At 33.9% G+C, this 12,926-nt stretch carries 9 protein-coding genes and 1 other annotated feature; of the genes, 6 read left to right on the top strand and 3 right to left on the bottom strand.

Annotated elements, in window-relative coordinates; all coding sequences use genetic code 11:
• The first annotated feature begins 3 nt into the window (after nucleotides 1-3).
• The 4 genes from ysxE to NYE52_RS15365 all read left to right on the top strand — a co-directional run bounded on the left by ysxE (nucleotide 4) and on the right by NYE52_RS15365 (nucleotide 7,718).
• The gene (ysxE, locus tag NYE52_RS15380; RefSeq protein WP_341193884.1) at nucleotides 4-1,104 is read left to right on the top strand and encodes a spore coat protein YsxE; all 1,101 of its coding nucleotides are present in this window, start codon (nucleotides 4-6) and stop codon (nucleotides 1,102-1,104) included.
• Nucleotides 1,105-1,310: 206 nt separating this feature from the next.
• Nucleotides 1,311-1,540, top strand: a binding site (T-box leader).
• Between the two features lie 64 nt (nucleotides 1,541-1,604).
• On the top strand, nucleotides 1,605-4,250 hold the full coding sequence (locus tag NYE52_RS15375; protein ID WP_341193883.1) for a valine--tRNA ligase: 2,646 nt from the start codon (nucleotides 1,605-1,607) through the stop codon (nucleotides 4,248-4,250).
• Between the two features lie 256 nt (nucleotides 4,251-4,506).
• On the top strand, nucleotides 4,507-5,808 hold the full coding sequence (locus NYE52_RS15370) for a bifunctional folylpolyglutamate synthase/dihydrofolate synthase (protein ID WP_341193882.1): 1,302 nt from the start codon (nucleotides 4,507-4,509) through the stop codon (nucleotides 5,806-5,808).
• 194 nt (nucleotides 5,809-6,002) lie between these two features.
• Nucleotides 6,003-7,718 carry a sensor domain-containing diguanylate cyclase gene (locus NYE52_RS15365; protein WP_341193881.1) on the top strand — a complete coding sequence of 572 codons (1,716 nt, stop codon included), beginning with the start codon at nucleotides 6,003-6,005 and terminating at the stop codon, nucleotides 7,716-7,718.
• 86 nt (nucleotides 7,719-7,804) lie between these two features.
• Here NYE52_RS15365 and NYE52_RS15360 read toward each other — a convergent pair whose 3' ends face one another.
• From NYE52_RS15360 to NYE52_RS15350, 3 genes are read right to left on the bottom strand one after another with little or no spacing between them, the layout of a single operon-like run.
• The gene (locus NYE52_RS15360) at nucleotides 7,805-9,487 is read right to left on the bottom strand and encodes a hypothetical protein (RefSeq protein ID WP_341193880.1); all 1,683 of its coding nucleotides are present in this window, start codon (nucleotides 9,485-9,487) and stop codon (nucleotides 7,805-7,807) included.
• A gap of 18 nt (nucleotides 9,488-9,505) precedes the next feature.
• A complete protein-coding gene (locus NYE52_RS15355) occupies nucleotides 9,506-9,967 on the bottom strand; it encodes a PilW family protein (protein WP_341193879.1) in 462 nt (153 codons plus the stop codon).
• Nucleotides 9,968-9,980: 13 nt separating this feature from the next.
• Nucleotides 9,981-10,448 (bottom strand): type IV pilus modification PilV family protein, encoded by a 468-nt coding sequence (locus NYE52_RS15350; RefSeq protein ID WP_341193878.1) that lies wholly within the window; start codon nucleotides 10,446-10,448, stop codon nucleotides 9,981-9,983.
• A gap of 207 nt (nucleotides 10,449-10,655) precedes the next feature.
• Between NYE52_RS15350 and NYE52_RS15345 the strand changes: the two genes are divergently transcribed.
• Together NYE52_RS15345 and NYE52_RS15340 are read left to right on the top strand one after the other, a co-directional pair.
• Nucleotides 10,656-11,420 (top strand): hypothetical protein, encoded by a 765-nt coding sequence (locus tag NYE52_RS15345; RefSeq protein ID WP_341193877.1) that lies wholly within the window; start codon nucleotides 10,656-10,658, stop codon nucleotides 11,418-11,420.
• A gap of 71 nt (nucleotides 11,421-11,491) precedes the next feature.
• Nucleotides 11,492-12,829 (top strand): hypothetical protein, encoded by a 1,338-nt coding sequence (locus NYE52_RS15340; protein ID WP_341193876.1) that lies wholly within the window; start codon nucleotides 11,492-11,494, stop codon nucleotides 12,827-12,829.
• Nucleotides 12,830-12,926 lie beyond the last annotated feature (97 nt).

Raw genomic sequence — 12,926 nt, 5'->3', positions numbered from 1 at the left:
AAGATGGAAGTTTCACTTTATAAGAAAGTGTGGGCGGATATGAATGAAAAAAATATTTTGAAGAAGTATACACCAATTTTAAAAGCATATGCAGTAGAGCCCAATTTTGTTGAGGAGTTTGGTAAAGTTGCTAAAATATATAGCAATAAAGGTACCTTTGCGTTAAAACGAATTGATCCTCATAATGGTGCTGATTTCACTCGCCATATACGAATGCTTTATCAAAAAGGGTATAACCGAATAGTGCCTATATATCCAGCTGTAGATGGCAGATATGCGATTCTTTACGACAACCAATTGTATTACTTGATGCCTTGGCTGCCAAATGAGGAAAGAGAAACATACTTCAAGAAGCATCAACAAATGTTTCGAGAGCTTGCGAGACTCCATATCTTAACTTCTAAAGAAGTGAAAATAGAGAAGGAAGATCGACAGGAGCATTTTGAAAATACTCAATTAGATCTGGAGAAAGAACAAGAATTTCTAGATGGGTTTATTGAGCAATGTGAAAACAAAGAATATATGTCCCCATTTGAGTTAATGTTTTGCTTGTATTACCATGACATTCGGCAGGCTTTGATTTATTCAGAGGGGAAATTAAAGGAATGGTATGAAGAAACGAAAGAAGATGAAAAGGCGAGAGTCTCCATTATTCATGGGAAAATATCGCCAGAGCATTTTCTTTATGATGATAGGGGATATGGCTACTTTACAAATTTTGAAAATGCTAGATATGGATCAGCAAGTCATGATTTACTTCCGTTTCTCTCCAGATCATTAAAGACAGCACCAAAGCAAAATGAGGACTGTATAGAGTGGCTTTATACGTATTTTAATCATAATCCATTAAAATATGAGGAAATGCTTTTGTTTTTAAGCTATTTGGCTCATCCAGGCCCTGCTCTTCGTATTTGTGAGAAATATATGAAAGCAGATAAGAAAGACATTAACGAACGGAAATATGCGCAAAAACTACTTAAACAGTATTGGCTTTTAAAAAATACGGAATATGTCGTCATGCGAGTGGATGAAATAGAAAGACAAAAGAAAGCACAGCAAGAAGCAGCAGAACAAGCAGCAGAACAAGCAGAGACTCAGGATTAAAATCTTGGGTCTATTATTGTTGCCTATAGTTGAGGGGCATAGCAACAAACTTTATGAAAACAGTTGCTATATTGTAACGATTGAATTTGATATACATATATTAAAGATAAACAAAAAAATAGAAATGAATAAAATGAAAAAAAATCGGCAATCCTTATTGACGAGAATAAGATATTTTCGGTAGTATAGCATATATAAAATAAATTATTAAGGCAATGACAGGGAGTAGTACAATGTCCGTTGTATCAAAGAGAGGAAATCATTTGCTGAGAGATTTCTATTCAACCCATTGGAATGTAGCCCTCGAGCTTCTTTTGCGAACGGTTTGCTTATTAGTAAAAGACGGACAGTATCCGATATCATCTTTTAAAGAGCCAATACATTTATTGTGTTGGAAAAAAGGTGGTACCGCGAAAAAACTCCATTCGTCCTTTTAAGACGAGTGGAGTTTTTTTATTTGCTTTAAAAAGTACAAAGGACAGGATTAGGAGGAAATTAGGATGGAAATGAAAGAAATCTCCATGCCGACAAAGTATGATCCAGCAAGTATTGAAAAGGGTCGCTATGATTGGTGGTTAGAAGGAAAGTTTTTTGAGGCTAAGCCGGATGAAGGAAAACAGCCATATACGATTGTAATCCCACCACCAAATGTAACAGGTAAATTGCATCTAGGGCATGCATGGGATACAACACTACAAGATATTTTAACAAGAATGAAAAGAATGCAAGGCTACGATGTACTTTGGCTTCCTGGAATGGACCATGCTGGTATCGCAACGCAAGCAAAGGTTGAAGAAAAGCTTCGTGCCCAAAAGATTAGCAGATACGATCTTGGTCGTGAAAAGTTTGTTGAAGAAACATGGAAATGGAAAGAGGAATATGCGAGTCATATCCGTGCTCAATGGTCTAAATTAGGTCTAGGATTAGATTATTCTCGTGAAAGATTCACATTAGATGAAGGGCTATCCAAAGCAGTCCGTGAGGTTTTTGTTTCTTTATACAATAAAGGGCTTATCTATCGCGGAGAATATATTATTAACTGGGACCCGGCTACCAAAACAGCGCTCTCTGATATTGAGGTAATCTATAAGGATGTACAAGGTGCATTCTATCATATGAAATATCCTTTAGCAGATGGATCTGGCTATATTGAAGTAGCAACAACTCGTCCAGAAACAATGTTAGGCGATTCAGGTGTTGCCGTTCATCCGAAAGATGAGAGATACCAGCATTTAATTGGTAAAAAAGTAATTCTCCCAATCGTAGGCAGAGAGATTCCAATTGTTGCTGATGACTACGTTGAAATGGATTTTGGTTCAGGTGCTGTTAAAATGACTCCTGCACATGACCCGAACGATTTTGAAGTTGGAAACCGTCATAATTTAGAGAGAATTTTAGTAATGAATGAAGACGGTACAATGAATGAGCGTGCTGGTAAATATGAAGGTATGGACCGTTTCGAGTGCCGTAAGCAAATCGTAAAAGATTTACAGGAAATGGGCGTACTATTTAAAATTGAAGAACATATGCATTCCGTTGGACACTCAGAGCGAAGCGGTGCAGTAGTAGAACCATATTTATCTACCCAATGGTTTGTTAAAATGCAGCCATTGGCTGATGAAGCAATTGGATTACAAGGTAAAGAGGAAGAAAAAGTAAACTTTGTACCAAATCGTTTTGAGAACACATATATGCGCTGGATGGAAAATATTCGTGATTGGTGTATTTCTCGTCAGCTTTGGTGGGGGCATCGCATTCCTGCTTGGTATCATAAAGAAACAGGCGAAGTTTATGTAAACCATGAAGCGCCAGCAGATATTGAAAATTGGGAACAAGATACAGATGTTCTAGATACATGGTTTAGTTCAGCGTTATGGCCATTTTCAACATTAGATTGGCCGAATACAGAGGCAGAGGACTATAAACGTTATTATCCGACTGCTGCATTAGTAACTGGTTATGACATTATTTTCTTCTGGGTATCTCGCATGATTTTCCAAGGAGTAGAATTTACTGGAGAAAGACCATTTAAGGATGTATTAATCCACGGGCTCGTTCGCGATGAGCAAGGTCGTAAAATGAGTAAATCATTAGGTAATGGAGTAGACCCAATGGATGTTATTGCTAAGTATGGTGCAGATTCCTTACGTTACTTCTTATCTACTGGAAGCTCTCCAGGTCAAGATCTACGATTCAGTATAGAAAAGGTAGAATCAACTTGGAACTTTGCCAATAAAATTTGGAACGCTTCTCGTTTTGCGTTAATGAATATGGATGGATTAACTTATGAACAGATTGATTTAACTGGAGAAAAATCAGTTGCTGATAAATGGATTTTAACTAGACTGAATGAGACGATTGAAACAGTAACACGTTTATCAGATCGCTATGAATTCGGTGAAGTAGGAAGAGTTCTTTATAACTTTATATGGGATGATTTCTGTGACTGGTATATTGAAATGGCGAAGCTTCCACTGTACGGAGAGGATGAAGCGGCTAAGCTAACAACTCGTTCCATTTTAGCTTATGTATTAGATAATACAATGCGATTATTACATCCATTTATGCCATTCATTACAGAAGAAATTTGGCAAAACTTACCTCATGCTGGAGAATCTATTACCATCGCGAAATGGCCAGAGGTAAATTCTGCATTCACAGATGAAAAAGCTGCTAATGATATGAAATTACTTGTTGAGATTATCCGCTCTGTACGTAATAGTCGCGCGGAAGTTAATACACCAATGAGTAAGAAAATCAGCATTTTATTAAAAGCGAAGGATGAAGAGGTAAAAGCAACTCTTCTAGAAAATCAATCATTTATTGAACGCTTCTGTAATCCAGAAACATTAAGCATTGATACAGAAATTGCTGTTCCAGATAAAGCGATGACTGCAGTTGTAACTGGTGTTGAAATTATTCTTCCATTAGAAGGATTAATCAACATGGAAGAAGAAATAGCTCGATTAAATAAAGAGTTAGAGAAATGGAATAAAGAAGTAGAACGGGTTCAAAAGAAATTAGGCAATGAAGGCTTTGTAAAAAAAGCGCCAGAAAAGGTAATTAACGAGGAAAGAGCAAAAGAAAAAGACTATTTAGAAAAGCGTGCAGCAGTAGAAGCACGTATAAACGAACTAAAAGGTTAATTTCATAGTAGAACGAGGGGTGTCTCCACTATCAAAACCTTTGAGGCACCCTTCTTCTATTCAACAACGGATTACTTTTAAAGCCGCAGACTTGAATACCAGCGCTTACTATCGGGCCTCGACTGTCTCGTATTTCCAGTAGGATTTTTTGTGTATTTAGTCTGCTAAATAGTACTTTGTTATATACTCTTTATGTGTATTGTCTTAAAATAAATGCTGTTATAGATAAGAATTAAAATTAAAAGAGGGTGTAGGGATGTTTCATAGCTATGAAGAAGCACTAAATTGGATTCATTCACGTTTGCGTTTTGGTATAAAACCTGGGTTATCAAGAATGGAAATGATGATGGAAAAGCTAAATCATCCAGAAAAACAGATAAAAACGGTTCATATCGGTGGAACTAATGGGAAGGGATCTACCGTTACTTATTTAAGAAATATTCTACAACAAGCAGGATTAACAGTAGGAACCTTTACATCTCCCTACATAGAACAATTTAATGAAAGAATAAGTGTAAACGGCAATCCAATTAGTGATGAAGAAATTCTAGCATTAGCGAATAAACTATATCCGATTGTTGAAGAAATGGATAAAATGGAGATTGGTGGACCAACAGAATTTGAAATTATAACGGCAATGTCCTTCTACTATTTTGCTTATATGAATACAATGGATATCGTTATTTATGAGGTAGGATTAGGCGGTCGATATGATTCAACTAATATTATCACTCCTTTACTATCGATTATTACAAGTATTGGCTTAGACCATACAGCAATTTTGGGTGATACATATGCACAAATTGCATTTGAGAAAGCAGGAATTATTAAAAAGGAAGTACCGATAATTGCGGCTGTTAAACAAAAAGATGCACGAGATGTAATTGTCAAACAAGCATATGAAATGGGAGCTCCAATCTATTTATTAGATAAGGATTTTGCCATCGATGAATATTATACAGAATCCTCCGTTGAATGTTTCAGTTTAAAGTCTTCCTTTTCTACTTGGATAAATTTGCAGATTACTATGTTTGGTAGGCACCAAGTAGAAAATGCTTCTTTAGCAGTTATAGGTGCTCAGCTATTACGGGAGACATATGTATCTATTAATGATGATAGTATTCGAAAGGGCTTATTGCTGTCCAAATGGCCAGGCCGTTTTGAGATTATTTCTGAAAATCCTTTAGTAGTAGTAGATGGTGCCCATAATGAAGAAGGGATAGAAGCATTAGTAGATGTGTTAGTCAATCGTTATAAAGATAAGAAGAAAAAGATTGTTTTTGCAGCACTTTCTGATAAAAAAACAGATAAAATGATACATAAACTAGATCAAGTTGCAACAGCGATAAGCTTTGTAACATTTGATTTCCCAAGAGCGGCAGGCAGTAGTATGTTATATGAAGAAAGTAATCATCCGTTGAAGGAGCAAAGCAGCGATTGGAGAAAAACCATCCTATATCAATTAGAAAATAGTAAAGCGGATGAAATGTTACTTATAACAGGATCGTTGTATTTTATTTCCGAAGTAAAGACATTTTGGAATAATTTCAAGAAATAACTATTTCACAAAAAAATATATAGATTATTAGGAAAGAAAAGGGTAGTATATATTTATTAGGTTTGAAATGTGGGAATTTTAAGAAAATGGTAAAATATTCTCTTTTATAATAAAAAATTAAAATTAGATAGTTGTTTTGAATCAAATATGAGATTTAGAAGATGGGAATTTGGTATAAAGAAAGGGGTGAGAGAATGGTTAAACCAAGCGATAAAAAAATAATTTGGACAGTTTGGATACTTATTCTCTCTTTGGGGTTATGGTTCTCTTATAACACGTACCCACCACAAATTCGTGGCAATGAATGGGAGATTTTTTCATTTTTAGTATTTATGACAGTTGTTGCTAGTATGCCAATGATTATCAATGGAACCCCGGTATTTTTCTTACAATGGGCGACATTATCTGTTTTTTTAATATTTGGATTATTTATCGAAATCATTCTTGTTCAAATTGCGTTATTGGCAGTATTATATCAAGCAAAGTTAGATAGAAATACACTTTTTCGTTTGCCTATGAATTCGACCATGTTTTTCCTTGTCTCCTTTTTTAGTGGGATTATTTACTATCTTCTTGGCGGGAAACATGGATTTGATTTAGCCTTTGATCTAAACTCTTTTATTTTGATAAGCCTCTATCTTCTTTCCTATCTGTTACTAAATACTTTGGGTATATATCTGATTGATCGTTTTGTGTACAAAAGAAAGCAACGATTTATTACAAAAGATTTAGTATGGGAAATTTTCACAACTATTATCACATATCCAGTGGGCATTGCAGTATATATTATGTACGAATATATTGGACTTGCTGCCTTAATATTGATAGGTGTTCCATTTATAACTCTATCCCTTATTTTAAAGCTATACCATTCCAGTCAAACAGCCAATGATTATTTAAGAAAAACCGCAGAAATTGGTCATCAACTTTCTCAAAATTTGTATGTGAATGAAACAGTTGATTTTTTCATTGAAAAGCTATATGAATTATTTAAAGTTGATTTTGTGTTTATCCATCAAGTAAATTTCAACAATCAATTAGAAATGATTTCACGGGTGGAACAACAGGAAAAGCTACCTATATTTTCTGATATACTGCAGGAAAATGAAGGGATAAGTGGCAGAGTATTGGCCTCGAAGAAACTATGTGTATATCATTCCGAACAAGATTGGAAAAAGGTCAATAAGGGCTATATGCCTAATGGGATTCAAAGTGTATTATGTGTGCCTCTTATTAAGAATAATAAAGTGATCGGTGTATTACTACTGGGGAATAAACAAAAGAAGGCATTTGTTAACATAAAATTGATGGTATTGGACCTTTTATGTACCCAATTTGCAATTGCGTTAGAAAATGCCAAGTACTTTGAGCAAACGAAGGAAAATAGTGAGAAATGTGCATTAACAAAGCTTTATAATTACCGCTATTTCGAAAAAATATTAAGTGACCAGTTTATGGAACTTAAGGAGAATAAATTAGACAATCTTGCTCTTATCATGTTAGATATAGACCATTTTAAATCGGTAAATGATCTATATGGTCATCAAGCTGGTAATGAGATTTTAAAAGCTTTCGCTAAAAGAATTGAAAATATTATTGGTGCTCATGGAGTTGTTGCTAGATATGGCGGGGAGGAATTTGTCATTCTATTGACCAATGTATCGAAGACAGAAGCACTCGATTTAGCTGAGTTTATACGTAAGATGATTGCATCTAGACCATTTGTTATTCAACAAAATATAGATGATCGTCAAAAAATAAAAAGTGTAAATATCACAGCTTCTCTAGGACTTGCATATGCACCTGAAGATGCCGATGAGTCATTAGCGTTAATTCGTCATGCAGATAGAGCATTATATGTAGGGGCGAAAAGAGCAGGGCGTAATCGTGTTGGAAGCTATGTGAAATGATAAAAAACAGGAAGAATGTATGAAAATAATCCACTCTTCCTGTTTTCTTTTTATTTAAAGTTATACTAACTTGTGGGAGTAGTCAATTAATAATGATAATCTACACTAATTTTACTATCCTCTACTCGCAAATCATTGGCGATGGACGGTATGTAAACCGTTTCTGGAGTTTGACTTCCTCCACCATTTCCATCTGGAAAGCCACTATTGCAATTTGCTGTAAAATTATTTGCATTTGTATCAATTTTACTCCCATGGTTTCTAGCTGTATTTGCCGTCAATTTTGATGCATATACTTTTCCATTTCCATTCTGGTTGAAGTGTCCAGTAATATCCAAAGTACCTCTCACACAGATTTTAGAATCATTCCCCATATTAATATCCTTAATTGTACCATCACCGCCAATATAAATAGCTGTCTTTGATGGATTATTTATAACTGAGATGCTAGCATTTCCTAAAATACTGATTATACTATTATCTCCAGGATTATTAATGTTATTGATAGTAGTTGTACCTTTTATGGAAAGGACTGTGTTACGAAAGGAACTATTAATATTATCAATCTCTGCGGTACCCCCAATTGAAATAATACTATCACTGGTATTATTCCAATTTTTGCTTAAATAATTACCTTCTACCTCTAATTTTGTGTTTAAGAAGCTATTTCCGTTCTGGAAAGTAACATTACCGCCTACGTATAAAGAGGAATTATTAGTGCTAATATTTTCAAAGTTTCCGTTCTTTGCGATTTCAATAATGGAATTGTTGACGTTACTGTTTAAATTATTAAATTTAGCATCTCCTCCTACGTGAATATTTATCGTAGAAATTCCATTCATATTCCCTGTTACGGTTAAATCATTGGTTGTGTAAATAGTAGAATTAGCAAATTGGTTGATATTAGAAGCAATGGTTAATGCTCCATTTGTTTTTAAAATGGCATTTATGATATCTGTATTTTTTGAAATGGTAGTATTGCCATTATATTGACAGTTGCTTGAAAACCGATAATTATCTGGAATAGGACTCACACAGGATGTTAATGTTCCAGGGTCTATAATATCATTTCCAGTCAACCCGGTTTGTGCAATGGATTGGTTATCTGAGGAGCCAGTATTTCCTTCGGTTGTCCCGTCCCCAGTACCACTACTAGCTTCTGCTTCTAACACAATGGGATCTAGTTTTATCGGAATGGTAAAGACTGACGATAACGTTATTTCTTTATTTCCATTAATCCCTTTGCTGTCAAATGTATAGGTGATTCCATCTTGATTACTGGATTGCTTTACATTTGAAATCATAAAAGAATTCGACGAAGTAGTATCAACAGGAACAGTTATGGATTGAAAAAAGGTACGATTTGTAGCTTCTAGTTCAGTATTAATTTTTGCCATATATTGATTGGAAGCAATAGCTGATAATTTACTAAAATAGGCTGTTTTATTGATTTCTGTTTCTGTAGATGCTTTATTACTAGCAGTAATCTTCCCGTATGTGTTACTTATTTCTTTCGTAATTGCCTGGTTTACCGCATCCTTAAAAGTGGTATTAGCTTTTACTTCAGTGCTTTTATTATATAAGGCAGTTTTGTAATAAGTGATTCCCATCTCTGCAAGAGCGACGGCCTGAGAATTATCTTCTGTTATGGTGATCTGTTTAGAATTGGTTATGGATACTCCAACTATCGAAATATAAAGAATACTAAAAACGGATATTAGCGCTAGGATAAGTACAAGGGTATTTCCTTTTTCATTAAAATAGTGCAATGCAGAAGGCCCTCCTTTCTATTTTAAACGGGATAAAGTTACAGTTGTTTGATAGTATTGGTTTTCTTTATCTATACTAGAAATTTTTATTGTCAAGATAACATCTTCTTTTAGTGGACTCACGGTAAACGAATTAGGTAGATAAGATGTATTGGTTCCATTTGCTGTACTTTTCATCAAATTATATCGGAAATTTTCATTCATAAATGTAATTCTTTGCTTCCCATTCACCGTAATAAATGTCGCATTTGGATTTTGATCAAAATTAATAGAATAGGAATCTGAGGTTTGGTGAATCTTTGTTAAACTTAAAACCATATTGTTTGCTTCTTGCTGTAATAATGTTTTATCGTTGACTACTTTCGAAAAGTGTATTCCTTGAAAAAAGAATTGATAGATAAGGACTAACACAATCGAACCAAGTACAAGAGAAACGAGTAATTCAATTAAAGTAAGTCCTCTTTCATTGCGAATCTTCATCTTTTTTCTCCCTTTATTTTTTCGTTATATAACCGTAAATATTGCTGTTTAATTTATTTTGATTATCAAACACATCAACCCGAATTTTATAAAGGGTATTCGCTCCCTGTAGTATTTTCTGTTGATGAAATAGATAAAGATGAATAAAATAGTTATTTTCTTTAAAGATTAATTCTATAGAGTCTGAATTTCTTTTTATATTGGTTAAAGGTAAATCGCCTGTGTTAATAGTAGTGCTGGGGTTTTCTGCTAATTTAATTAATTGTTTATATAAGGTACTCTCACTATTTTGTGCTTGGACTAACCAACTTTTTGCTATTGTAACACTTGTTAATCTTTCATCAGTCTTCTGATTAAAGGAAGATACTTGGGGAAAGAAAGTGAGAAAGGATGTGATGAGAATACCTAATAATACAATGGAAACTAAAATTTCTATTAAGGAGATTCCTTTATCATTTTGAATGAAATGCTTAAAGGGCATGTTTTTGCCTCCGCTCGTAAATGAGAATGTAAACAAATAAGAATAGTTAAAAATAATCAGGTAAAACTATTTGCCTATTCTTTTAAAATAATTGATTCTATTATACAATACATAAGATAAGAAAAACGAAAATTTATAGGTCTAAATGCATTAAAAAATAGATGATATCTAGTTTGTTCTTACTATTTAGAATAGTGGTGATGCTAAATGCAAGTATTATTAATTTCTATCGTTTGTTTGTTAATTATTACATTAGTTTTTGTTATTTTTCCTTCTAGTATGACTATGAAGGGAAGAGTAATGATTGTAATCTTGGCCTTTGTGCTTTCGAATATTGGTTTAGCTATACAATATTTATATGAGAATTTTATTTTAAGCCTAGGTAGTCTCATGCTTTTGGTCTTGCTTTTGCCTTTATTTCTGAAGAAAAACTCGCCTTTTTTCTTTAAAGAGGAAATACATAGTGAATATATTACAACTTTTACAGCAAAAGACATGAATAAGTACAAAGCGGGATTAGATGAAGATGAGGAAGTAATAATTACTGCAAAGAGCGAGCCTTCATTAGAGAAGGAGGACAACAAAACTTCCAATCCAATAGAGGCAATAGAAGAAGAAAAAATAGATTCGCAAGTAGATTTTCCTGAAAAATGGAACGAAGGCTCTGAAGATCTCATTATTCTACAAGAAACAGAAGACTTAACTAAGCAAGATGAGGCAAAGGAATGGTCCTATGCTAAATTTGATCCAATAGGATCCCCTCCTAAAGAGGATTATTGGAAAAATGATAACGTGGTTGTAAGGGAAAACTCGATTGAAGCTTTCTTAGAGGAATTACATGCAAATAAAATGAATGAGGAAGAAGAAAATCATCTAGAGGAGATAGAAGAAAAACCGAACAGACGCTATTTAGAAAGACTAGAAAAGATAAGAATTTTGGATAATAGTGATTCATCAAATGATAATAACTAAAAAGCTGCGTACTAATTAGAAGTGTATACAAAGATTCTCTAGAGGCGTTTTTTAGAAAGGTAGAAAATAGAATGGATAAAAAAACTTTCACATTATTTATCAGGCTTTTTATCGCAACATTTTTTCTTTTTGGCGGCACCAGTTTAGGAGTCTATGCCCTTCAGAAGGAAGATAAAGAAAAGGTCTATCCTCTCAACACAAGTGTAGCTGGGGTAAACATAGGCGGCTTAACGGAATTAGAAGCGAAAAGGACGCTTGAAAATCTTCTAATAGATTGGAAAGAAAATGCTGAATATGAGTTTCAGTATAAAGAAAAATCGGTACAGGTTAATAATGATTTATTTGCCTTTGATGTGGAACAAACACTAAAGAATATAATAGGGAATCATTCAAATACGTTTGCGGTAGAAGTAAACGAAGAGGTGTTACAAACAGAATTAGAGCAATATAATTCATTTTCCATGGAGGATATCGATATCGATCTTTTAAAATCAGCATTATTGGAAAGTGCTACGGTTCTTCAAGTGGATGAAGAATTAATAATAGAAGATTATTTTGCCTCCTATGTTTCTGGAAAAGATATAGTGAATACTATTGAAATATCAGTGCTTGATAACAAAGAAGAGCTAGAGGCAGTTATTCCTTCCATGAAAGAAATAACGATTTTACCAAAAACCACTTTTTCCTTATTAGGACTATTAGAAGATGTCAATCAGAAAACCATTAAGGATGATTCACTAAGTATGCTAGCTACAGGTATATATCAATTAGTGCTAGAAACGAATTTTGAATTAAGAGAGCGTACTATTAGTGAAGAACTTCCAGATTATGTAGAATTAGGCTATGAAGCAAAAGCAAGCTTTCGTGAAAAATTAGATTTACGCTTTACTAATCCAAATGAAGATGCGTATTTAATCGCTCTTAAATTGGAGGATAATCAATTAATCCTTCAATTAAAAGGGCAAGAATTTCCTTATGCTTATAAGATTGTTACTGAAAAAAAGGAAGAATATAAGCCGAAAACGATTATTCAATTTGATTCATTGCTTGAGGGAAATCAGGTGCAGGTTAAACAGGAAGGAAAATCTGGCATAGCTGCTACTGTTATCAAAGAAGTATTGGATAAAAAGGGAGAACAGTTAAAAAGGGAAACAGTATCTTTTGACTATTATCCCCCTATTTATAGAGTGGAAGTTCGAGGACTTCGACATGACTTAGAGTCAACAGATAAGAATGAAGTTGGCGAAGAGACACCGTTAGATGAGGAGATAGATGATAATAATACACCAGATGAGGAATCGCCTTCTAGTGAAGAGAATGAGAATGATACTAGTAATCAGAAAAATTCAGAAGACCTAAATAATGATACAGATGATTCGATAGAAGATAGCCAAATGATTGAAAAATAAAGGCTGTTCACCTATAGCAAGAAACTTTACGGAAACTAGCCAAAGAATAACAAGTTAAGGAAAATGTCGTTTTTCATGCATAATACCAAATAGGTGA

It is taken from the genome of Niallia sp. FSL W8-0635, assembly GCF_038007965.1.
Classification (GTDB): Bacteria; Bacillota; Bacilli; order Bacillales; family Cytobacillaceae; genus Niallia.
Note: the sequence above shows the minus strand (reverse complement) of the source record. Positions and strands in the feature narration are given on the sequence as shown.